The organism is Flavobacterium luteolum, assembly GCF_027111275.1.
Lineage (GTDB): Bacteria > Bacteroidota > Bacteroidia > Flavobacteriales > Flavobacteriaceae > Flavobacterium > Flavobacterium luteolum.
The window spans coordinates 5,225,411-5,249,671 of record NZ_CP114286.1 but is presented as its reverse complement, the minus strand read 5'-3'; the positions used below and the strand labels follow the sequence as shown (position 1 = coordinate 5,249,671).

At 34.8% G+C, this 24,261-nt stretch carries 23 protein-coding genes; 18 read left to right on the top strand and 5 right to left on the bottom strand.

Features of this window, described 5'->3' with window-relative positions; all coding sequences use genetic code 11:
- Nucleotides 1-187 precede the first annotated feature (187 nt).
- The 13 genes from ureA (at nt 188) to OZP10_RS22310 (ending at nt 11,747) form a co-directional block, all read left to right on the top strand.
- Entirely contained in the window at nt 188-490 is a 303-nt protein-coding gene (ureA, locus tag OZP10_RS22370; RefSeq protein WP_281632867.1) for an urease subunit gamma, read from the top strand.
- A gap of 16 nt (nt 491-506) precedes the next feature.
- Nucleotides 507-878 (top strand): urease subunit beta, encoded by a 372-nt coding sequence (gene ureB / locus OZP10_RS22365; RefSeq protein WP_281632866.1) that lies wholly within the window; start codon nt 507-509, stop codon nt 876-878.
- The gene (gene ureC / locus OZP10_RS22360) at nt 875-2,596 is read left to right on the top strand and encodes an urease subunit alpha (RefSeq protein ID WP_281632865.1); all 1,722 of its coding nucleotides are present in this window, start codon (nt 875-877) and stop codon (nt 2,594-2,596) included. The genes ureB and ureC overlap by 4 nt, the downstream gene beginning before the upstream one ends.
- 79 nt (nt 2,597-2,675) lie before the next feature.
- The gene (locus OZP10_RS22355; protein ID WP_281632864.1) at nt 2,676-3,263 is read left to right on the top strand and encodes a hypothetical protein; all 588 of its coding nucleotides are present in this window, start codon (nt 2,676-2,678) and stop codon (nt 3,261-3,263) included.
- Entirely contained in the window at nt 3,263-3,766 is a 504-nt protein-coding gene (gene ureE, locus OZP10_RS22350) for an urease accessory protein UreE (protein ID WP_281632863.1), read from the top strand. The genes OZP10_RS22355 and ureE overlap by 1 nt, the downstream gene beginning before the upstream one ends.
- 1 nt (nt 3,767) lies before the next feature.
- Entirely contained in the window at nt 3,768-4,457 is a 690-nt protein-coding gene (locus OZP10_RS22345; RefSeq protein WP_281634780.1) for an urease accessory protein UreF, read from the top strand.
- Between the two features lie 55 nt (nt 4,458-4,512).
- Nucleotides 4,513-5,151 carry an urease accessory protein UreG gene (gene ureG / locus OZP10_RS22340; protein WP_144213159.1) on the top strand — a complete coding sequence of 213 codons (639 nt, stop codon included), beginning with the start codon at nt 4,513-4,515 and terminating at the stop codon, nt 5,149-5,151.
- A 4-nt stretch (nt 5,152-5,155) separates the two neighbouring features.
- Nucleotides 5,156-5,953, top strand: a complete 798-nt coding sequence (locus OZP10_RS22335; RefSeq protein WP_281632862.1) for an urease accessory protein UreD — start codon at nt 5,156-5,158, stop codon at nt 5,951-5,953.
- Between the two features lie 7 nt (nt 5,954-5,960).
- Nucleotides 5,961-6,659, top strand: coding sequence for a hypothetical protein (locus OZP10_RS22330; RefSeq protein ID WP_111424813.1), 699 nt, complete (start codon nt 5,961-5,963; stop codon nt 6,657-6,659).
- Nucleotides 6,660-6,693: 34 nt separating this feature from the next.
- Nucleotides 6,694-7,578, top strand: a complete 885-nt coding sequence (locus OZP10_RS22325; protein WP_281632861.1) for an urea transporter — start codon at nt 6,694-6,696, stop codon at nt 7,576-7,578.
- A gap of 5 nt (nt 7,579-7,583) precedes the next feature.
- Nucleotides 7,584-9,641 carry a TonB-dependent receptor gene (locus OZP10_RS22320; protein ID WP_281632860.1) on the top strand — a complete coding sequence of 686 codons (2,058 nt, stop codon included), beginning with the start codon at nt 7,584-7,586 and terminating at the stop codon, nt 9,639-9,641.
- Between the two features lie 12 nt (nt 9,642-9,653).
- Nucleotides 9,654-10,460 (top strand): DUF2490 domain-containing protein, encoded by an 807-nt coding sequence (locus OZP10_RS22315; RefSeq protein ID WP_281632859.1) that lies wholly within the window; start codon nt 9,654-9,656, stop codon nt 10,458-10,460.
- A 60-nt stretch (nt 10,461-10,520) separates the two neighbouring features.
- Nucleotides 10,521-11,747, top strand: a complete 1,227-nt coding sequence (locus OZP10_RS22310) for a RidA family protein (protein WP_281632858.1) — start codon at nt 10,521-10,523, stop codon at nt 11,745-11,747.
- Between the two features lie 119 nt (nt 11,748-11,866).
- On the opposite strand, the gene OZP10_RS22305 is transcribed toward OZP10_RS22310, so the two are convergent.
- Nucleotides 11,867-12,751: a helix-turn-helix domain-containing protein gene (locus OZP10_RS22305; RefSeq protein WP_281632857.1), complete on the bottom strand. Its 885-nt coding sequence runs from the start codon at nt 12,749-12,751 to the stop codon at nt 11,867-11,869.
- A gap of 250 nt (nt 12,752-13,001) precedes the next feature.
- Nucleotides 13,002-13,664: a carbohydrate-binding protein gene (locus tag OZP10_RS22300; RefSeq protein ID WP_281632856.1), complete on the bottom strand. Its 663-nt coding sequence runs from the start codon at nt 13,662-13,664 to the stop codon at nt 13,002-13,004.
- 578 nt (nt 13,665-14,242) lie between these two features.
- On the opposite strand from OZP10_RS22300, the gene OZP10_RS22295 reads away from it, so the two are divergent.
- Nucleotides 14,243-17,329 carry a SusC/RagA family TonB-linked outer membrane protein gene (locus OZP10_RS22295; RefSeq protein ID WP_281632855.1) on the top strand — a complete coding sequence of 1,029 codons (3,087 nt, stop codon included), beginning with the start codon at nt 14,243-14,245 and terminating at the stop codon, nt 17,327-17,329.
- A 13-nt stretch (nt 17,330-17,342) separates the two neighbouring features.
- Nucleotides 17,343-19,307, top strand: a complete 1,965-nt coding sequence (locus OZP10_RS22290; protein WP_281632854.1) for a RagB/SusD family nutrient uptake outer membrane protein — start codon at nt 17,343-17,345, stop codon at nt 19,305-19,307.
- A gap of 259 nt (nt 19,308-19,566) precedes the next feature.
- Here the strand turns inward: OZP10_RS22290 and OZP10_RS22285 are convergent, their stop codons facing one another.
- A complete protein-coding gene (locus tag OZP10_RS22285) occupies nt 19,567-20,025 on the bottom strand; it encodes an RNA methyltransferase (protein WP_281632853.1) in 459 nt (152 codons plus the stop codon).
- A 152-nt stretch (nt 20,026-20,177) separates the two neighbouring features.
- Nucleotides 20,178-21,155, bottom strand: a complete 978-nt coding sequence (locus tag OZP10_RS22280) for a GlxA family transcriptional regulator (RefSeq protein WP_281632852.1) — start codon at nt 21,153-21,155, stop codon at nt 20,178-20,180.
- 137 nt (nt 21,156-21,292) lie between these two features.
- Between OZP10_RS22280 and OZP10_RS22275 the strand changes: the two genes are divergently transcribed.
- Nucleotides 21,293-21,604 (top strand): EthD family reductase, encoded by a 312-nt coding sequence (locus OZP10_RS22275; protein ID WP_281632851.1) that lies wholly within the window; start codon nt 21,293-21,295, stop codon nt 21,602-21,604.
- A 521-nt stretch (nt 21,605-22,125) separates the two neighbouring features.
- On the opposite strand, the gene OZP10_RS22270 is transcribed toward OZP10_RS22275, so the two are convergent.
- Complete coding sequence (locus tag OZP10_RS22270) at nt 22,126-22,653, bottom strand: DNA-deoxyinosine glycosylase (protein WP_281632850.1); 528 nt, start codon at nt 22,651-22,653, stop codon at nt 22,126-22,128.
- Between the two features lie 264 nt (nt 22,654-22,917).
- Here OZP10_RS22270 and OZP10_RS22265 point away from each other — a divergent pair, with 264 nt between their 5' ends.
- Nucleotides 22,918-23,517 (top strand): REP-associated tyrosine transposase, encoded by a 600-nt coding sequence (locus OZP10_RS22265; RefSeq protein ID WP_281632849.1) that lies wholly within the window; start codon nt 22,918-22,920, stop codon nt 23,515-23,517.
- 296 nt (nt 23,518-23,813) lie between these two features.
- A complete protein-coding gene (locus OZP10_RS22260) occupies nt 23,814-24,248 on the top strand; it encodes a DUF5958 family protein (protein ID WP_281632848.1) in 435 nt (144 codons plus the stop codon).
- Nucleotides 24,249-24,261: the final 13 nt, after the last annotated feature.

The following is a 24,261-nucleotide window of genomic DNA, read 5'->3' as shown; positions in this document are numbered from 1 at the left end:
TAGGAAAGGTGCGACGCTTCTTGTGAAAAATGCACAATTACGCTTGTCCAAGTAGAATCTTATTTGGAGAGGGCAGGCATTGCCCTAATCTCAATTCATTTTTATTATTTAAAGAAATCATTATTGATCTACAAAAAAAGAGATCAGTTATGCGGATCTCTACATTCATAACCCAAAATATTTTATTATGCATTTAACACCAAGAGAAATTGAGAAGCTAATGCTGCATACAGCTGGAGAATTGGCTCAAAAAAGAAAAGCCCGTGGCTTAAAACTAAATTATCCTGAAACCATTGCTCTTATTAGCAGTGAATTGATGGAATGTGCGAGAGATGGTAAAACAGTAGCCGAGTTAATGCAATATGGTGCAACGCTGCTTCGTAAAGAAGATGTAATGGATGGCGTTGCGGAAATGATTCATGATATACAAATTGAAGCAACATTTCCTGATGGAACCAAATTAGTAACAGTGCACAATCCTGTGCGATAAACTTAAAATATTAGCAATGATTCCAGGAGAAATTATATTAAAAGATAGTGCTATTATTTGCAATGATAGCCGTGAAACGTTAACTATAAAAGTTACCAATACAGGAGACAGACCAATCCAGGTAGGTTCACATTTTCACTTTTTTGAAGTGAATAGAATGATGTCATTTGACAGAGAAAAAGCATTCGGAATGCGATTAAACATTATTGCCAGTACAGCAGTGAGATTTGAGCCAGGAGAAGAGAAAGAAGTTGAACTGACGGAGTTTGGCGGAAACCAGCGACTTTTTGGACACAACAACTTAGTAGATGGAGACTTATCTCCGCATAACAAAGCTGTTGCATTAGAGCGTTTAAAAGAAGGCGAATTTAAAAATGTGAAATCATGAGTTTAGAGGTAACTAGAAAAAATTATACAAGTATTTTTGGTCCAACTGTTGGAGATCAAATACGTTTAGGAGATACAGAGCTTATTATAGAAATTGAAAAAGATTTCTGCTCTTATGGAGACGAAGCAAAATTTGGAGGAGGAAAAACAGTTAGAGACGGGATGTGTCAATCTTCGACTGCTTTGCGTGATGAAGGTGTTCTAGATTTTGTAATTACTGGTGCGACAATTATTGACCACTGGGGAATTGTAAAAGGAGATATTGGTATTAAAGATGGGAAAATTGTTGGAGTTGGTAGAGCAGGAAATCCTGATACTATGGACAATATCACACCAGGCATGATCATCGGAGCCTCAACAGAAGTTCATGGAGGTCATGGTTATATTGTTACAGCTGGAGGAATTGATACGCACATTCACTTTATTAGTCCTACTCAAATAGAAACGGCTTTGTATAGTGGAGTTACTACGATGATAGGTGGTGGAACTGGACCTGCTGATGGTACAAATGCTACAACAGTTACGCCAGGAAAACATAACATTAAGAGAATGTTGCAGGCTGCAGAAGCATTTCCTGTAAATGTTGGTTTCTTCGGAAAAGGGAATGTGGCTACAGAAGCTCCAATTGAAGAACAAATTGAAGCAGGAGCATTGGGAGTAAAAATCCATGAAGATTGGGGAGCAACTCCAGCTGTAATTGATGCTTCTTTAAAAGCAGCGGATAAATATGATGTTCAAGTTGCCATACACACCGATACGCTTAACGAAGCAGGATTTCTTGAAGATACTATGAATGCTATTGCGGGACGTGTTATCCATACATTCCATACTGAAGGAGCGGGTGGTGGTCACGCGCCAGATATTATCAAAGCTGCAATGTATCCAAATGTATTGCCAGCATCTACAAATCCAACGAGACCTTATACAACAAATACTATAGATGAGCATTTGGATATGTTGATGGTTTGTCATCACCTGAGTCCAAAAATTCCAGAAGATGTGGCTTTTGCCGATTCACGTATTCGCCCAGAAACTATTGCAGCAGAAGACGTGCTTCAGGATATGGGAGTGTTCAGTATTATGAGTTCAGACTCGCAAGCTATGGGGCGTGTAGGCGAAGTAATTACTCGTACTTGGCAGACGGCAGATAAAATGAAGAAACAGAAAGGTCATTTAGCCGAAGATGCAGCAAACAAAAACGACAACTATCGCGCAAAAAGATATGTGTCTAAATACACAATTAATCCTGCAATCGCGCACGGAATTTCTAATTATGTTGGGTCAATAGAAGCAGGTAAAATTGCTGACTTGGTAATTTGGAAACCTTCATTATTTGGAGTGAAGCCAGAAATTATCGTAAAAGGAGGTTTTATTGCCGCAAGCAAAATGGGGGATGCTAATGCTTCTATTCCAACACCGCAGCCTATTATTATGCGTAATATGTTTGGAACGTATGGAAAAGCATTGACTAAAACGGTTTTCACCTTTGTATCTCAAGCTGGTATCGACAATAATATTGCCGAAGAATATGGTTTGGAAAAGAAATTACTAGCAGTTTCAAATTGCAGAAACATTGGCAAGGCTGATATGATTCATAACAACGCAACTCCAGAAATCATGGTAAATGCTGAAAACTATACCGTGACAATCGATGGAGAAAAAATCACTTGCGAACCTGTGGATAAACTTCCATTAGCACAATTATACTACTTGTTTTAATTAATAACTGTTATTCTACTTCTTACTGCGGCAATTTATCTTGTTGCAGTAAGATTAGATAAAAACAAAAAAAGAATTTATGAATAGTTGGAAAATTAATTTGGGTTTAATTCTTCTCTTAGTATGCACGTCTTTAACAACGGTTCATGCACAGAAAGGATCTTTAATGCTTTATGGTTCTTTAACTTATAAAGACAATAATAATACAGGAAGTAGTTTTGGTGCAAACCCAATTGGAGTAGGATATTTTTTTAATGATCACGTTGTTGCAGGGATGAATTTTGCTTTTGATCAAGAGAAAAACGCAGGAGGAAATCTTACCGACTCTAAACACGAAATCGGTCCTTTTTACAGTGACTCTTGGAATATTGGAGATCATTTTGCCATTATCGCTCAGGCTGACGCGCATTATGTATGGGGAAATACGCTTATGAATACGCCAGGATCTTATAGCTATAACGGTTATCTGGGAAGAATATACCCAATTGTTGCCGTACTTCTTGGTCATGGATGGGCACTAAAAGCGAAGTTCTGTGAATTATCATATGAAAATACTACAGGAAATGATGCAAATAAAACGAGTAATCGAACATTTGTTGCCGGAATAAATGGATCAACATTCGGATTAGGAGTTTCAAAAAACATTTCCCTTAAAAAATCGAAATAATGATTATACAACAGATAATAGGTAATACAAAAACACATTCAATTGAAGGTCTTGAAATTGATCTTCTTGAAATTGAGTGGTTTGAAACGACTAAGAGAATTCAGCGCAAGCGAACAAATTCAGGGATAGAAATTGCGATTAAGTTTATTCAGGAAGGACAGCGATTGAACCAAGATGATATTCTTTATCAGGATGACAAAAAAGTGATTGTTGTAAATATTAAACCTTGTGACGCGATCGTAATGACACCTTCATCTTTATTAGAAATGGGAACCATTTGTTATGAAATTGGAAACAAACATCTTCCATTATTCATTCAGAATGATCAGATTATGATGCCTTTTGAAATGCCAATGTTTAGATGGCTTGAAGCGAGTGGTTACAAACCAAAAAAACAGGAGATACAGCTCTTGCATTTGCTAAAATCAAATGTAGCGCCTCATGGTCACGGAAATTCGTCCCTTTTTACAAAAATCCTAAATATGGCTTCTTCAAATGACTAATATAGAAAACACTTATTTAGGAAGTCTTCTGCATTTAGCGGATCCAACTTTGCCAATTGGAGGATATACGCACTCAAACGGATTGGAGACTTACGTTCAGGATGAAGCAGTAAATTCTGTGGCTTCGGCAAAAGAGTTTGTAACAAACATGTTAATGTATAACATTAAATATAATGATGCCTCTTTCTTAAAGCTAGCTTATGTTGCTGCTGCAGAAAATGATTTAGAGACGATAATAAAATTAGATCAAGAATGCAGTGCATTAAAGAGTCCACGCGAAATACGAGAGGCAAGTCAGAAATTAGGAATTCGATTAATTAAGATTTTTAGAAGACAAAAAGCTTTTGATCTTATTAACGATTATGAACAAGCAATTGCCAATAAAGAAGCAACAGCGCATTATTGCATCACTTTTGGATTGTACGCGCAGTTACTGGAAATTCCATTAGACGAAGCTTTGTTTGCATTCTATTACAATGCCGCGATCGGAATGATTACTAATTCGGTTAAGCTAGTGCCTTTAGGACAATTAGATGGACAAGATGTTTTATTCGAATTGCAACCACTGCTTAAAAAATTAGCAAAAGAAACTTTAACAATAGACAGAGAACTTGTAGGACTCTGCAGCATCGCGTTTGATATTCGCTGTATGCAGCATGAGAGACTTTATTCAAGATTATATATGTCGTAGGAATAGAGAAAAGAAGAAAGAGAAAAGAAGAAAGAAAGAATAAAAAAACAAAGAAATGGAAACTAGAAAATATGTAAAAGTAGGAGTGGCAGGACCTGTAGGATCAGGAAAAACTGCATTGTTAGAACGTTTAAGCCGAAAAATGCTAAATGACTATAATTTAGGTGTAATTACTAATGACATCTACACTAAAGAAGATGCCGAATTTATGGTAAAAAACAGTTTGTTGCCAAAAGAAAAAATCATTGGAGTAGAAACTGGAGGATGTCCTCACACAGCGATTCGTGAAGATGCGAGTATGAATTTGGAAGCAGTAGATGAATTGGTTTCGCGCTTTCCCGATATCGAATTAATTCTAATTGAAAGTGGTGGAGATAACCTTTCAGCAACCTTTTCACCAGATTTAGCCGATGTGACGATTTTCGTAATTGATGTGGCCGAAGGAGAGAAAATCCCTCGTAAAGGTGGACCTGGTATTACAAGATCAGATTTGCTTTTGATTAATAAAATTGACTTAGCGCCTTACGTTGGAGCAAGTTTAGAAGTGATGGAGAACGATGCACGTAGAATGAGAAAAGGCGCACCATTTGTATTCTCAAACCTTAGATCTACAGAAGGAATTGATGAAGTTATTGGCTGGATCAAGAAATATGCATTGCTAGAAGATATTGAAGAACCAAATTTAGTTCGTTAATCAAATGGTAAGTACCCTAAAAATAGAAGTAGAAGAAAGGGCTGGGGAATCATTTTTAAGAGATGCATACGTGACACAGCCCTTCAGGATTATGCCTGTTGGACAGTATAAATCTGATGGAGCTTCGTATTTGATGATCATGAGTTCATCACCTGGAATTTTAAGCGGTGATGTTTACGATATACAGGTGAATGTAAAAGAAAATGCTCGTTTACAATTGCAGTCACAATCCTATCAGCGATTGTTTAACATGGATGGGAGTGCTTCGCAAATCATGAATGTCAAAATGGAAAAAGGAACTTCTTTCTCGTATGTTCCTCACCCTGTGGTGCCTCATGAAGATTCAACATTTAAAAGTCATAGTAAGATTTACATCGAAGATGATTGTGATTTGACGATAAGCGAAATTATTACCTGCGGCCGTAAACATCACGGAGAAACTTTTAAGTATGCTCATTTTCAAAATCTTCTAGAGGTTTTTCATCACGATAGACTGGTCTTAAAAGACAATGTTCTCTTAAGGCCAGATATTATGCCCTTAGCCGCGATGGGTTTGCTCGAAGGCTTTACCCATCAAGGAACTTTTGTATATCTCAATACAAAAGATGACGACTTAGAAGATCGTATAGAATACTTTTTTAAAGAACTAGAAGGACTAGAAAATGTTTCATTCGGAATCAGTAAACTAGAAGCAAATGGTTTTGTGATTAGAATTCTAGGAAATGGAGGAGAGCAAATGTTTGATTTTTTTAGAAAAGTGCAGGATGTGCTTTGGGAAGAAAAAGCAGTAATACAAATTTAAGCAGATTATGGATTCAAATTTAATAGCATTATCAATTACAGCGATCAGCATCAGCTTTTTTCATACAGCTTCGGGACCTGATCATTATTTGCCATTTATTGTTTTATCAAGATCTCGCAAATGGAGTATGTCCAAGACAATTATGCTTACAATAGTTTGCGGTTTTGGACATATTTTGAGTTCGGTAGTTTTAGGATTTATTGGAGTTTTCTTAGGATGGCAAATCAATAAAATAACCTTTTTCCAAGATTTTAGAGGCAATGTTGCAAGCTGGGCACTGCTGTTATTTGGTGCAATTTATCTTATTTACGGGCTTTGGGCTGCATACAAGAACAAAGCGCACAAACATTTTGACGTAATGGGAGAAGATGTATTTGTGTTTTCGCATAAACATGGAGAAGTAGTTATGCCTACGAATCGAGTTAAAGTAACGCCTTTAGTTTTGTTTGCCATTTTTGTAATGGGGCCAAGTGAACCGCTAATTCCTTTATTATTCTATTCTGGGTTAAAGCGTTCTGTTGGCGAAATTTCTACCATCATTGGTGTTTTTACGCTAAGCACAGTTTTAACTATGCTTGGCATGGTGCTTTTGGGAGTTTATGGATATTCTTTTTTCAAAACAGAAAAACTCGAACGTTATACCCCAGCAATTAGCGGAGCAGTAGTTTTAGCATGTGGTGTCGGGATGGTCTTTTTAGGCTGGTAATTCAAATAATTTTTATTTCTAGAAGTATATACAAATGAAAAAAATAAAATCAATAGTAGAAACAGTGCTTAAGGGCATTGGACAAATCATGCTTCAAGAAAGTGCTTGGACAGGATTATTATTTTTAATTGCGATATCTTATGATTCTGTCCTTATGGGAGTTGCAGCTTTGCTAAGTTCTATAATCGGTACTGCGACAGCAAAAATTTGCAATTTCAGTGACGAAAATATAAAGGCAGGTTTATACGGATTTAATGCAACGTTAGTCGGAGTAGGATTAGTTTTCTTCTTTGAAACAAGTCCGTTAATATGGTTTTTACTTGTTTTAGGATCTATACTAAGCACATTGCTAATGGAATTTTCCATTCGTAAAAAGATTCCCTTTTTCACCTTTCCTTTTATTGTTATTACAGTAATTGCTGTTTTGAGTATCCAACATTTTGGATTAGCAACAGGAAGAGTGTCTGTAGTAAAAGGAGAGATGCCTGAACTTGAAGATTTTGCAGTAGCAGCGCATGCTTATAGTGAGGTGATTTTTCAGGGAACTATTGCTGCAGGTTTGCTGTTTTTTATAGGGGTTTTTCTCAATAATCCCACAGCAGCTTTATACGGATTTCTAGCAGCTGTAATTGCAGCGGCAATTGCACATTTTGATCAGGATTCTGTAAAATTAATAGAAGATGGAATGTTTAGTTTCAACGCTGTCTTATGCGGAATTGCATGCAGCGGAACAAAGCCAAGAGATGGATTATATGTATTGCTATCAGTAGTAATAGCAACATACTTTGATATTTTTATGATGCATAACGGATGGATTACACTTACGTTTCCATTTGTTTTATCGATGTGGGTAATTGTATTCCTAAAAAAAATAGTAGGTCGTTTTGAAAATAAAACGGCAATTGTAGAAGAAAATTAAGAATAATGAGAAACAAACTTTTTACAGCAATTGTAATAGTATTGTTAGCGGCGCAGAATGGATTTGCTCAAGAAGTAAATAAGCCAGAAGCAAAAAAAATAGAAGTAAACAAATCAGAAGCAGATACAGTGCATCTGAGTAAAATAGTAATTAGTAATATCGACTTCAGAAAACAAATAATGAAAGTCGATTTAAAAATGGCCCCCGTAAATTCTGCGCAGGATCTATTGCGAAAAGTTCCTGGACTTTTTATTGCCCAGCATGCTGGAGGAGGTAAAGCAGAACAAATATTTTTGCGAGGTTTTGATAATGATCATGGAACAGATATCAGTGTTATGGCAGATGGAATGCCAGTAAATATAGTCTCACATGCACATGGACAGGGATATGCCGATCTGCATTTTCTGATTCCAGAAACAATCAAAGATATCGATTTTGGTAAAGGATCTTATTATGCCGATAAAGGAGATTTTAATACCTCGGGTTATGTAAATTTTAGTACGTATGACAAATTAGAAAATAACCTTTTTAAGATTGAAGGAGGTTCGTTTAATACGATGCGAGCAGTTACAATGCTTAATCTTATAAATAAAAATGATAAAGACAAAAGTTTCTATGTAGCGGGTGAATTCAATTATACCGATGGACCGTTTGATGTCAAACAGGATTTTACACGCGTTAATTTTTTAGCGAAGTACAGCCAATGGATTGATGAAAAACAATATATCTCTATTTTAGGATCTACCTTTTTTTCAAACTGGAATGCTTCGGGACAAATTCCTGAAAGGGCAGTAGAAGAAGGAATTATAAGCAGATGGGGATCTATAGATCCAACTGAAGGCGGAAGGACTTCGAGAACAAACCTTGCTGTAAATTATAAATACTTAGCCAATGAGAATGAAGAGTTTTCGAGCAATTTATTCTATTCTAAATATAATTTTAATCTGTTTTCGAATTTTACTTTTTTTCTAAACGATCCTGTTTACGGAGATGAGATTCAGCAAACTGACAATCGTTCTATTTATGGTCTTGAAAATAAGTATGTCCGAAGATTTGCATTTGAAAATAGCAACATGACTTGGACATCGGGAGCAGGATTCCGTTTTGATGATATCAAGGATTTACAATTAAGCCATGTTTTTCAGCGTGATTTATTATTAGATAGATTATCTGATGGATCTGCTACAGAAGTCAATGTTCACGGTTATACCTCAATTGATTATAGAATAGGGAAATGGCTAATCAATCCATCAGCGAGGCTAGACTATTTTACCTTTAGTCTTCACGATCGTCTTGCTAGTTTACCTGCGGCGAAAGAAGCTTCGGCGGCTAGAGTAAGTCCAAAATTGAATATTTCGTATACACAGAACCAAAATGTGCAATGGTATATTAAATCTGGTTTTGGATTTCACTCAAACGACGTAAGAGTTGTAGTAGCACAAGATGGAAAAGACATTCTTCCTTATTCTTTTGGAAGTGATTTTGGTGTTATTCTGCGCCCAACAGCCAATATGATTATTCAGCCAGCGATCTGGCACATGTATTTGCAGCAGGAATTTGTATATGTTGGAGACGAAGCAGTGGTAGAGCCATCAGGAAAAACACGTCGTTTAGGTTTTGATTTGAGTTTGAGATACCAACCCATTTCTTGGCTTTATTTAGACGGAGATCTTAATTATGCCCATGCCCGTTTTATTGATGAGCCAAAAGGAGAAGATTATATTCCGTTAGTACCAACTCTTACCAGTACTGGAGGTGTTGCAGTAAAACTTCCTTCAGGTTTTTCAGCAAATTTAAGATACCGCTATATGGATTCGCGACCTGCCATAGAAGACAATTCAGTAAGAACACGAGGCTATTTTGTTAATGATCTTGTCTTGGCTTATGGAAAAAGAAACTGGGAAGTAAATATGCAGTTTCAAAACATCTTTAATACCAAATGGAATGAAGCGCAATTTGAAACAGAAACCAGACTTAGAGACGAGGCTAGTTCAGTATCAGAATTATGTTTTACTCCCGGAACTCCGTTCGCTGTAAAAGCAGGAATAAGCTACAAATTTTAAAATTTAGAAAATATGAAAAACGTGTCTGCAAAAAGCAAATTGCTATTGGCAGTGGTCATTTTTGTGGTCACATTTAGTAATAAATCATACGCACAGTTAAGTCCACCAGGTTTAGGAGAAGGAAAAAACGCAGCTTGGTTCGCGTTTGGAGTTAGACAGTCTTTAGATTCACTTAAACAAAAAGAATCGACAACTTATGTAGGCTATGGACTAAAGAGCAGTCCAGATGAGAATAATCCATTTTCTAAAATGGCAATTCTGGTAATCAACGAGGAAATTTCTAACCGTTATAGCAAGAATTGGGAATACTCATATGCGCTTAGCTACAGAAGATCTAATAATTATGACTCTGAAGCGCCTTATGAGGAATTAAATCCTGCAATTGAACAGGAATTTAGATTGTACGGACGCTATTCTTATATCACAGAAGGCAACGGACTGAAATGGAAAAATACGATAAGACAAGAGTTTAGGAAATTTTTCAATCCAGATTTCAGTAATGCCGAAGAGAATTTTCAGTTGCGTACTCGCCTCAAAACACAGCTAAGCCTAGACTTAGGCAACAGTAAAACGCATCATATTATAGGAGGTGCCGAAGTTCTTTTTGCAATAAGCAAAGAAAATAAACCCGAGAAAGAATGGTCAAAATTTGATTATAAAGAAAGCAGGTTCACACTTTACTACTCACTTACACCACATGAAATTCCATTTATTTTCGATGTAGGCTATATGTATAACCTCATTGGTAAAGGATCTGATATTTCAGATGTGAATTATTTGGCTTTAGATATAATTTGGAAGAATCCTTTTGGGGCATGATAAGCTAATAATAAGAAGTACATAAAAAGTAATAACTAAAACACAAAAACAAACAAATTTATGAGCGAAATTAAAAAGAACTCGAGAAACACAGAAAATGCGCCAAAAAGCCCATTTTCAACGCAGACAGTAGCGTTTTCTCATTACAACAATTTTTCGGCGCAATTGCCTATTGATCCTAAAACGGGAGAAATTGTTAGTGGCGATATTAAAGAGCAGGCAAAACAATGTTTGACAAATATCCAAGCAATTGTAGAAAGCATTGGTCATGTTATGGATGATACAGTAAAACTAACTGTTTTCTTAAAGAGTATTTCTGATATAGAAGCAGTAGATGAAGTGTACAAAACATTCTTCAAAAGCAATCTTCCAACTCGCACAACAGTTGCCGTAGAAGCTCTGCCATTAGATGGCGCTTTAATTCAGATAGATACTCTTATTTCAAACGGTGAGGGAACAACTCCGCAAAAAGCTTTAGATCTTGTTAAAGTAACCAGAAATACAGAAAATGCACCAAAGAGCATACACGCACATAACGTAGCGTTTTCTCACTATAGTAATATTTCAGCTCAATTGCCTATCGATCCACAATCTGGTAAAATTGTTGCAGGTGGCGTAAAAGAACAGACTGAACAATGTTTAGAAAATATTAAAGCTATTTTAGAAAGCATTGGACACGTTATGAATGATGTAGTTAAAACTACCGTTTTTCTTAAAGACATTTCAGATGCTGAAGTTGTAAACGAAGTTTTAGCAAAATTCTTCCCAAGCTATGTTCCAGCTAGAACAATTGTTAGTGCTTGTGCTTTACCACTTGGGGCTTTGATTCAAATTGATACTGCTGTATCACATGGTGACGGAACCCCTCCACAACTTCCAGAAGATGCACGTTTTTTAGTGATTGAAGCAAATAACACAGAAAACGCACCAAAAGTTCCGTATTCGCACACAGTTGCTTATTCACATTACAATCATATTGCAGGTCAATTGCCTTTGGTTCCAGAAAACAATCAAATAGTTGGAAGCGGAATTAAAGAACAGGCTGCACAATGTTTAAATAATATCAAAGCAATTGTAGAAAGTATCGACCATAAAATGGATGACATTGTTAAGGTAAATATTCAGCTTAGAAATGTTGCAGATATTACAGATGTAAATGAAATCTATACTTCATTTTTCAGCGGAGATTTGCCTGCAAGAACAGTAATTGGAGTTTCGGCAATTCCTGTGGATGCTTTAGTTCAAATTGATGCTGTTGTTTCTAACAGTGAAGGTACACCAGCTTAATTTATGAGCTAAAATTTATATTTTTTAAGTAGAGTCTTTTTTAGACAAAAAACGCTTATAACAGGATTTTTAAACATCCTGTTTAAGCGTTTTCTTTTTTTATGAATGAGTTTTAAATTTTAATGTTTTAAAAACTGTGTTCGATAATCAGAAGGAGACTCTCCTGTCACTTTTTTAAACATACGTGAAAAATAAGAAGGCGATTGAAAATGCAGCTCAAATGCTATTTCTGCTATTTCTTTAGAATTATCTTGCAAAAGAATTTGGCTGTGTTGAATCGTAATTTCGTTTATCCATTGTTTTGGTGCCTTTCCAGTAGTTTCTTTAACGCATTTGTTCAAATAATTATCTGATATTTTTAATAGATTGGAGTAATAATCGATGTTTTTATGTTGAATATGGTTTTTCTGAACCAGTTCCCTAAATTGAAAAGAGATAAAACTTGCACGGCTAAGTGATTTATTGTCTGTATTTTCTGTTCGTATAATTTTTAATAATGCAGATTGAAGAAGAGCTGTAGTAATTGCATTAATATGTTCGGTTTGGTTCAATTCCTCTTCCAGTAATTCAAATAAACGGATAAGCCAATTGATTTGGTTAGGGTTTAAAATAGAAAAAGGTGAAGTATAAAAAAAGTTTAGATCGCTTGTAGTCAACGCAATTTCAGTGATGACCTCGTTTTCATAAATAACAAAAAAACCTTCAACATCATCTGATAATTCTAAGGTTGCCGTAAAATTTCCTTGTTTAATGCTAAGCGCTTGGTTAGCATTAATTTCAAAAACAGATGTTTCGAGCTGTTGTTTTAAAAATCCTTTTGTAACAAAAATTAGAAAGTTGAAAGTGGTTTGGTAAGGATTAACTGGTATTACAATTTTCCTTAAATAGTTTTCAATTCGGTACAGTTGTACATTAGAATTATTAAAGAGATTGTGAGTGGTTATATCGGGAAGAAAGAACTTCTTGTACTCATAATTACTAATTAATTTAGGGCTATTTTTCATAGAAACCTCATTTTATAATATAGCTCCGAATGTAAAATGTAGAGATTGCGATACGGAATTAAAAATTAAATTTTAAAACTGTTTATGCAGTTAAAATCAAGGTACTAAGATAAGCTTTTTTTTAGTTTTTAATCTTATAATATTTGAATTTATGCCATATAATCCTTGTATTTACGGCCTTTTTCTTGCTTTTTTAAGTTAGTCTTGAAATAGCTTTTTGCAATCTTTTATCATCTATAGCTGCAAATTTTCAATAAGGCGTAAAAATGAGATAATCTAAGTTCATATTGCCGTTTTCAACAATATGCAAGGTCAGAAGCTGTTTGCCTTTTTTTAGCGTTATGTTTCCAATATTTTCCGAAAAGTTCCAATGGTGCCATTGTCTCCATGCTACAGGATCTTTATCATCGTGAGTTGAAGTAATTTTCAAATTTCCTGTAGCATCTTTTCCATTTACATCAAAAGATACTACGCCGTCTCCATTTGCGGTATATTGAAGACCTATTTTATATCTGCCAGTTTTCTTTACCTCAACAGTGTAGTTAATCCATTCTTTAGGCTGAGTCCAACCAACATAAAGTTGTTTTAGTTTCACGGGAACTTTACTATATGGAGTATCGTCAATACTGTCCGATTTAGTATATGAAATATCAACACCTTCTTTAATTCTAAATTCGTTAAGGGGATTTCCATTTACAGGATTGAGTTTTCCGCTTCCATTATTGACACTATCCAAATCAAAGTAAGCGACTCCCTGTCCGCCTAGGTCATAGAATTCACATTCTATTTTTCCTGGAATTTTCTGCACTTTATATGCGTTAGATTCTTTGGCTGGTTGGGTATTAGAAGAAAGAAGATAGCACGCTGCGAGGAGAGACGTAGAAATACTAAGCGCTAATATTGTTTTTTTCATAGTTTTTATATTTAGGAAAAGGAGACTTCTAAGATAATGATATTGAGCAAGGTAAAAAAATGAGTTGCTTTTTTATTTTATTAAAGAAACTCTTTGACATTTTGTTTTACAAAATTTAAAAAACTGGGAATTATTCCTTGATTGTTGTAAATAAGCAACCGATTGCTGATAAAGGAATGTTAAGAGGGTTTGATTATGTATTTTTAGAATTAAAATTCATTGTTGCATACTTTTTATTGGTTTTTAGAAGATTATGTTACTTTAAAACTGAGATTTAAATAAATTTTTATAATAATGCATTTTGTTTTTTCTTTAATTTTCTATGAATGTTTATTTGTTTTTTAAAACATTACGCAACTTTTTATTGATTTATCATTAAATAATTTAAGTATAAAATAGGTATTATGTTTTTTTATTGTATAATTTTTGAATATTAAACAAAAAAATAATTACACAACCGATTGTTTTTTTGAAAAAAGATATATATTTGTTCAAAAACTTACTATTTATTTCTAAATAATAAGTTCAGATCTCTAACTAAACCATAAACCATATTTTAATTATTTAAATCAATTATTATGACTAACTTTTTTGTTGCAAGTCGATCAAAGCTTCTCAAATGCTTTGGTTTTTTGATCTTAATGTCTGTCTTTTCGATTCACTCGAATGCACAGACAACAGTCACAGGAACAGTCTCAGATGATAAAGGACCTATTCCAGGTGCCAATGTAAATGTAAAAGGGACAAAGACTGGTGTCAGTACAGGTTTTGACGGTACTTATTCTATTGCAGTACCTTCTAACGGAGTGCTTGTCTTTAGTTTTTTAGGTTTCACAAGTCGTGAAGTCGGTGTTAATGGACAGAAAACTATTAATGTAAAGTTGCAGGAGGATTCCAATAATCTAAAAGAAGTAGTTGTTATTGGGTATGGAGCCCAGCGTAAAGAAGCAGTTACAGGATCGGTCGCCTCAATTAAAGGAAGTGAAATACGTGAGGTTCCTTCTGCCAATATTACTCAATCTATGCAGGGACGTCTTCCTGGTGTTCAAATTACACAAACCTCTACAAAACCGGGAGCTGCGATGCAGATCCGTATTCGAGGTACACGTTCATTAACAGCAGGCAATGATCCTTTAGTGGTACTTGACGGTATTCCGTTTTCAGGAACTCTGGCAGATATAAGTCCTGAAGATATCAAAAGTGTAGATATATTAAAAGATGCATCTGCTACTGCTATTTATGGTTCTCGAGGAGCAAATGGAGTTATTTTGGTAACCAGCAACAGAGGAACGAAAGGACAAAGAACATCTATTGCCTATAATACTTATACAGGATATAAAACCGCTGTTAAGTACCCTATGATGGAAGGACCTAAATATGTTGAATTTCGAAAATTGGCAGGTAAAAATCTTGTAAACGGAATAGATGAAGCTGATGATGTGAACACAGACTGGCAAGATTTATTTTATAGAACAGGAATTGTAACTAATCATGATATTGCAGTTACAGGAGGAACAGAAAATGGTAATTATAATGTTGGGGTTAATTACTATAAAGACCAAGCTGTAATACCAGGATCAGAATATAACAGATATTCTATTCGTGCAGCTTTAGATCAGGAAATTGGCATTTTCAAAATTGGTTTTTCTTCTAATAATAATTATAGTATAACAGATGGTGCTAGTTTAGGAATGTACGGAGTTTTAAGTATGTCGCCAATTGCAAATCCTTATAATGAAGACGGTTCGCTAAAAAGAACCGTAAAAATGCCTCAAGACGAAAACTGGGTTTATACCAAAGAAAGTATGAGAAATCTAGGAGATAAGTGGGCCGATACAAACAAAGCTTTCGGTTCTTACAATTCTATTTACGGTGAACTTAAAATACCAGCTGTTGAAGGTTTGAAAGCTCGAGTGAATCTAGGAGGAAACTACAGAACCAGCAATTCTGGTACTTATACAGGAATCGGAGTTTTTAATGCTAATCCAGACAATCCAAATGTGGCATCTATTGGAAACTCGCAGTCTACAAGCTGGACAGTTGAAACAATGCTGACGTATGATCGTACATTTTCTGAAAAACATAAAATAAATGCATTGGCGATGTATTCGTCAGCACAAGATACGTACAACAGTTCTTTAATTTCAAGAAGAAATATAGCAGGAGATAGTTTTCAGTATTTTAATTTGGGTCAAACTTCTACAGGTGATAATGATGATATTACTATAAATAATGGCAATCAGACTTATACTCAAAGTGGTCTTATTTCGTATATGGCTCGTGCAATGTATTCGTATGCAGATCGCTACATGATTAGCGCAACAGTACGTTCTGATGCTTCTTCTCGTCTTGCGCCTTCTAATCAGTGGCATACTTATCCAGCATTTTCAGCAGGTTGGAATATTAGTAAAGAGTCTTTTATGAAGAATGTAAAGTGGGTAAATGCTTTAAAACTTAGAGGAGGATATGGTCAGACTTCAAATCAATCCGTGGCACCTTATGCAACATTAGGTTATTTAAGTACAAGGCCTTACAATTTTGGAGCAAGCAATGCAACTGGTTATTATGTTTCGACTCTTCCTAATCCTAATTTAGGATGGGAATATTCTATCACTTCAAATTTCGGACTAGATTTTTCTCTTTTCAATAATAGGCTTTCGGGAACAGCTGAGTATTATACTACAGATACAAAAGATCTTTTGTTGAGCGTTAATCTTCCTGTAACTTCTGGAGTTAGTTCGTATGTAGGTAATGTAGGATCAACTCAGAATAAAGGTTGGGAGTTAAGTCTTAATGGCGTAATTCTAGACAATTATAATGGATGGACTTGGGATGCAGGTGTTAACATTTATAGCAATAAAAACAAATTGGTGTCTCTTGCTTCGGGCATGACAGAAGATCAGAATAACTGGTGGTTTGTTGGAAAACCGCTTAATGTAATATATGATTACAAAAAAATAGGACTCTGGCAGACCGATGCTGAGGCAAAACAATATGAAGGACCTGCAGGTCAAGCTGGGATGGTAAGAGTTGCTTATACTGGAGATTATAATGCTGATGGAACGCCTAAGAGATTGATTGGAGCAGAAGACAGACAGGTGTTAAATGCAGATCCAGATTTTCAAGGTGGTTTTAATACAAGAGTGGCCTATAAAAATTTTGATATAAGCGTTGTAGGACTTTTCCAGAGCGGAGGTATTTTAAACAGTACACTTTACGGTTCTAACGGTTATTTAAATATCAATGACGGAAGACGTGGACAAATTGATGTAGATTACTGGACACCTGAGAATACTGATGCTCAGTTTCCAAAACCAGGAGGCCCTACAGAAAGTAATAATCCTAAATACGGTTCTACTTTAGGGTATTTTGACGGATCATTTGTTAAGTTAAAAACTATTACTCTTGGTTATAGTCTCAATAAGCAATGGATTAAAAGCGCCGGAATGGAAAAGCTGAAACTTTACTGCACTATTCAGAATCCATGGGTAATTTATTCTCCATATCATAAAGTATCTGGATTAGATCCTGAAACTAATTCTTATGCAAACGACGCTTCAAATATGGCTGTTGCCTATTCAGGAAACTTAAGCCGTTTGTTAACTGTAGGTTATAATACGCCTCAGTCACGCAATCTGATTTTGGGACTTAGTATAATTTTTTAAACAGAAAACAGCAATGAAACATATTCAAGTAAAAAAATATATTATAACAGCATTTGCTTCAATTTTTCTGGCAGGATGTTCAGATAATATATTAGAAGAAAATCCTAGAGCTATTTTTACCCCAGATTATTTTTCTACTCCAGAAGGAGTAATGGGAGGAATAACATCAATGTACGGCCATTTGAGATATATGTATGGTAGCGGTTATTTTTTAAATACAGGACAGATTGCAACCGATGAATCTACATGGGGACAAAACTCAGATGGGAATGTTAAAAATCTTGACTTCTCTGGAGTAGGAGTAATTAATGCCCAAACAAGTAATACTGGTATAGTCTGGGGGAATACTTTTCCTAATATCAATACGGCAAGTGGTGTAATTGAAAACGCTTCCAAAATTGGAACCATTTCTCCCGCTCTGATTGCTGAAGCAAGATTTTTTAGAGCTTTTGACTACTTCTTATTAGTACAGACTTTTGGCGGTGTGCCATTAGATTTGGGAGCAGGAGAATTGAGATTTAATTCTTCTACAGTAAGAACTTCTGTGCGAAATACAGTTCCAGAAGTGTATAGCAAAGCGATATTTCCAGATTTAAAACAAGCGGTTGAAGACTTGCCAGTAACAGGACGTGTGACTGGAGGTCTTACTAAAACAGCTGCACGTTTTTATCTTGCCAAAGCATATCTAACATTTGCATGGTGGCTAGAAAATCCGAATAATATCCCTACTTATCCTTTAGCAGACCGCAAAGATTTAGATGGGCATGATGCCGCTTGGTATTATCAGCAAGCTTATAACGTTGCAGTAGAAGCAATAAACAATCCTGGACCTTTCGGATTAGTGTCTTCTTTTTACGAAGTAAGTGTTGGTAAAAATGACCGCAATAAAGAAATGCTGCTGTATGCAGATCATACAGAAACCAGTTCTCTTTATAACGGAGGTGACATCGGTTATAGTGGCGGAGGTTTTAGCACAGATTATTTTGCTGGATGGTTTGGACAGTTTAACTATACTGGTGTAAGAAGTTCTTCAAGCAGTACCGGCTGGGCTGCGGTAAGTTCTGTGCAGCGTGAAGCAGAACAGCATTTAGGAAGACCTTGGACGATGCTTGCGCCTCCTATTGAAGTGTTTAAAAAGACATTTGCCGATAAAACAAATGATTCTAGATATGACGGAACTTTCACCACAGTATATCGCGGAAACTGGGCGAAAGCAGGAATTACTTCGCCAGTATTGTATAATGCCAATTATCTTCCTATTTCAAACGGAGATCCAGTTCTTACCTTTTTAAATAATGATACTCCAGGTATTGATTATTCTAATTCTGTATTTAACAGTTCAATTGGAGCAGGTGTGCTTCCTGGAAGAGCAGACTTTGTAATTGAGCCTAGCGTGATCTCTAGAATATGTTATCCAGGAAATTGGAAATTAGGACCATATCGTACAGATAACGGAACAGGTTTAGGTTCTCCTAACGGAAGTAGTACGCGTCCGTTTCCAATAGCTAAATTCTCTGAGTTGTATTTTGTAGCTGCAGAAGCCGCTGTTAAAGGGGCTGCAGTGCAAGGAGGTAAAACAGCAAGAGATTTGATTAATGTTATTCGTGCTCGTGCAGGAAAATGGACTTTTGATAATAATGGGAATAAAGTTAAAACACAGGATAACAGTGCTGCGATGACGGCTGCTACTCCTTTAATTATTGATATTGACTATATTCTGGCAGAACGTTCTCGTGAATATTTTGGAGAAGGCTATAGATGGTATGATCTCGTACGCACGCAAAAATGGACCCAGTACGGAAATTCATTTTCAATTGCGGGAGCTACTAATCCAAATGATTGGAAAGATCATAGCGTTAAGGTGTTTACAAGAACAATTGCTCCTGAGAATTACCTTCGTCCAATACCAACAAGCCAGCTCGACGGGATGCAGATGACGCCTGAAGAAAAAGCAGCCTATCAGAATCCTGGCTATTAGTATTTTTTATAATAGGTTAGTTTAAGTTAGTTGAAAATAGATATTTTGAAATTGAAATGTCTATTAAGTAAAAGCATTAACGGCAATTTGCCGTAAAAGAAACCGAGAAGGAGTATTGTAAAATAGATCTTATTGGCTTTGTGAAAATGCTTTTTAAGCAGGAGCAAAAGTTTATCTTTTGCTCCTTTTTATTTTTATGTGAATTTAAAGCAGTTGTAACTGCTTTGTCGAGATATGAATTAAATATTCAGTAGCTTTTTTAAGAACGCGGCTTAGACAAATTTCTATCGTACATCACAATGGTTCCTGCTACGGCCACATTCAAACTTTTTTCTGATTTGAATTTCACCAAATGATGGCACTTTTCCATTACTTTTTTTGATAAACCGTGATCTTCTGCACCCAAAATATAAACGCAGCGTCTCGGGTGTTCAAAAGTTTCTAAGTCGGAAGCATTTTCAGATAATTCAACTCCAACTAATCTTGCTCCTTTAGGTAAGTTTTCAAAAAAGGCTTCAAAAGTATCGTAATGAAAATACGGAATTGCTTTTACAGCATCGTGCGTATCACAAGCTTGTTTAGCATATCGATTTCCTATGGTAAATATAAAAGTAGCTCCTAAGTTTTGAGCCGATCTCCACAAAACACCTAAGTTTTCTGGTGTTTTACCATTTTGTATTCCTATACCAAAGTATTCATTTATAAAATTATCATTCATAATCGCAAAAGTACAAACTGTATGGAGATAAATCAATTTTTTGTTTTGATAGAGGAATAGAAAGACAACGAAGCAAAAGAGTTAAGAAATTAAGACTATCTAAATTATTTTAAAAATCTACTTTCGCTCGATCTAAAGTGCAATAATGAGATTTAGGCCGCGCCTTTATGGTATTTCTTTTTGTATTCTACAGGTGCAATTCCCGTAATTTTTTTAAATGCATCGCGAAAAGCTTTTATGTCAGAATAACCCACTTCGTACATCACTTCATTTACCGTTTTTCGGTCTGATTCAAAGGCTTTTTTAGCCGCTTCGATTTTTACCCTTTGCTGATATTCGCTCGGAGTATTTCCTGTGGCTCTTATAAATCTTCGGTCAAAATTCCTTCTGCTTACGTTAAACCTGTTAGAAAGATCACTCATTGATAATTTTTCTCCCAGATTTTGCTCTATAAAAGATTGCGCATGCAGTACCATTTCATCTTCATGCTTTTTCTGACCTGAGAAAATAATAAATTGCGATTGTGTACTTCGATTCATTTCGATCTGAAATACTTTTGCGCAATAAATTGCTGTAGCCCTACCGTAATATTTTTCAATAAGATAAATCATCAGATTCAAAAAAGAATAAGCACCACCATTGGTGTAAATTCCATTTTCGTCTGTAATTAGTTCGTCAATTCTAAGATTTATTTTTGGAAACATCTTACTGAAATTTTCCTTAACAGACCAGTGCGTAGAACAGCTTTTTCCGTCAAGTAGTCCCGATGCGGCGAGCATGAAAGCTCCTGTGCAAATAGTCGCGATTTCGGCACCTTTTCTATACTGTTTTTTTAGCCACAGCACTAATTCTTCATTATGTTCAAGAGCGAGATTATAATTGTGGTTTAATGACGGAATGATGATCAAATCGGTTTTACTAACCTGCGAAATATTTAGATGAGGTTTCACAGTAAAAATTCCCTGATTGAATTCTACTTTCTCAGAAATTCCAGCAAGCTGAATATGGAATAATTCTTTTTTGCCATTTGCTCTATTAAAAGCATTTGCTTTTGTAAAGATTTCGTATGCGCCAGAAATACTCGAAAGATTATTGTCTCCTTCAGGAACTATAATGATAAGTTGTTTCATGATATTTTTATATAAAGATACTAAAAGTCATTGTCCAAATACACCTCTAAGAATGTCTAGTTTTCATATTATAAAGTTCAGCATTTGCTTTTAATTTTACTTTAAGTATTATCTAATCAATATAATAAAACAGTATTATGGCAAAAATGACAGTAATTTACAAAACTCCAAAAGACACTGCTTTTTTTGAAAAGCATTATTATGAAGTGCATATTCCGTTGGCAAAAAAACTTCCTGGAATTATAAAATATGAAGTAAGCAATGGATCTGTCTTATCGCTTACAGGACATTCAGATGTGTATCTTGTGGCTAATTTATATTTTGAATCTATAGAAGTCATGATGGAATCTTTTAAATCAGATATCGGACAACAATGTGCTGTCGACCGCAGAATTCTAGCCAATGACGATGAGGTACAGATTTATGTGTATGATGTTAAAAACACGTGATTTATCATTGTTTCATTTTAACGGTTCAAGGTTCATTTTACTATTTCTGGTTTCAGATTATAATCTGAAACCATTTCCAGAGCCTCAGGCAGGAGGATTAAAGTTTTTCATTTTAATTTTAAGTATTATTTATTTCAAAGCAGTTTTTCTATATGCAGAGAAATGAATTGAAATATATACAGTTACTTATAATTGAGTATGTGTATATGAACTTATAAGGTAAAATAAAGTATTAATCTAAATACAATCCAACCTATGGCCGCTATTCCTGACGAATTGTATAATGTTAAGTTTGCAGCATACTTTGATTCAATGAAAGAATTGTATATACTCGACCAAAAATTTAAAGTAATGTGCGACGCTTATTGCGTAAGCACGGCTAAAACAGAGTTATACAAGGATAGGAGCGAAAAAAATTTCAGACGCCGAATGAAGTTTGAGAATCTGTCAAGAGAATTAGAGGAAGAAATACTTTTTTATATTATGCGAAACAGATAATTCTGCCTGAAATTATTTTGTAATTAACCCTCATGTTTAGAAAGCGCTATTTGAGATACGGCTTTCCATTGTTCCATTTTTTCTGCTTTAGTTAAACCTGCATTTAACCCACTTGTGGAGGGCAGCGTTGTATAAGTTATTCCTTCTTGCGGTATAGTATGCTTGTGAAAGTATTTTGCTGCAGCTTTGCTTTCAAAAAAGACATGTTTTATATTTGGAAACTGTTTGTGTAAACTCTCAAAATCGTTAAGAGTTTCTTCTGTTATTTTAGCGTCGCTGCTTCCTTCTCTTTTACAGCTTTTAAGAACATTCCAAAGTCCAATATTGTATTTTTTGACCAGCGCTTTTCGATCTTCATAAGAAGCGCTGAATTCTTCATCAAAAATACCAAACAAAATTTTCCAGAAAAGGTTGCCTTTGTTTGCATAGTATTCTTGTTTGGCAATAGATTGTTCGCCAGCCATTGTACCCATAATTAAAATAACTGTGGAATTATCTATTAATGGTTGAAGGGCTTCTTTTAGCATTGGTTTTTCTGTTTTTTGTTGCATAAAATTAGAGATAAAGATTTGAAATGAGCAGAAGACATAAAAATCAAAATGAATAAATGACTTTAACTTGTATTAGATTTAGTTTTAAAGTACGAAACCCCGCTCTCCGAAGAGTTCCTAATGAAAAGCTGCGCAAATGTCTCTGACTTTGCGCAATTTTTTTGTCTTAGAACTTATAAACGCGATAAAAGTCTCCGACTTTTTACGATTGTTCCTTAAAGATTAAATAAGAAAGAAAAGTATTACTTTTAAACTAAAAAGGAAATGAAAGAAGGTTATGTAATTAGAGATCAAAAACTGCCGCATTTTATCACGCCAACAATTGTAGACTGGATCGATGTTTTTACACGTCAGCGTTATAAGAATGTTATAATTGAATGCTTAGATTACTGCATTAAAAATAAAGGAATGATTTTGTATGGTTATGTCATAATGAGCAATCACATTCATATGATTGTGCAGTCGGAAGATGGAAAGCTTTCGGATTTAGTAAGAGATTTTAAAAAGTTTACAGCAAAAACTATCCTAGACAAAATACAAAATAGTCCAGAAAGCAGAAGAGAGTGGATGCTGGAAAGATTTAAACTTGCTGCAGAAAAACATACCAGAAATAAACTTTATCAATTTTGGCAGTACGGAAATCACGCAGAAGAAATTTACAGCAATAAATTTATGTGGTCTAAACTGGATTATATACATTTAAATCCTGTAAGAGCAGGCTATGTGAATCGAGCATCAGAATATGTTTATTCTAGCGCAAGCAATTATATTAATGATAAAGGATTGCTAAGTATTGAAAAAGCAGATAATTCAATTGTCGATGTTTTAAATTTAAAGTCTATTTTTCGAGATAATCTTTATTAGTAATTTTATAATAAAGTCAGAGACTTTTAGAAATGAACGGTTTAATGAACTTTTGCATAAAAAAGCGCAAAGTCAGAGACATTTGCGCAGCGTTAATGAGGAGAAGACTTTGCGGAGCAGGGGGATTATGTAATAGAAGGAGGCTTAAATAGTAAAAATTGGAGTAAAATTAAAAATTCTTTGCCAGGTGCAAAATCAACTATTGATAATATGGCTAGAAATATTGATATTTTTACAGGTGCAGTGAGAACGGAATTGCCACATATAACAGTATTACCTCGTAAATAAATATAGAAATGGAATTATTAAATGAGATTCAAGTAAATAAATTTGGACAAAATTTAGTTGAAATAAATGATTTGTCGAATATATTTAGTTTACTAACTTTAAATGAGAAAAAAGAATTTTTGAACGATATTCTTTTTTTAATAATGCAATCAAAACCTAAAGAAGAAGATATTGAAAATGCAATTAAAGAAAGTAATCTAAAAAAAACTTACACACCATGTATTTTACTTCAAAAAGGTGTTGCAAATCATAATTTAAAGAAACTTTTAGATTTGCCAGAAAACGAGATTAATAAATCGTTTATTCTGCTTTTGCATTTGTTCAAAATATCTTATAGCAGAAGATTTGAAATTGAAAAGAACGATGAGAATAAATGGTGGTACTGGGATTTATCTGATGATAAAAAAGTGAAAGCTATAATAGAAAATCGTGGAATTTTATAGATTAATTGTCGCA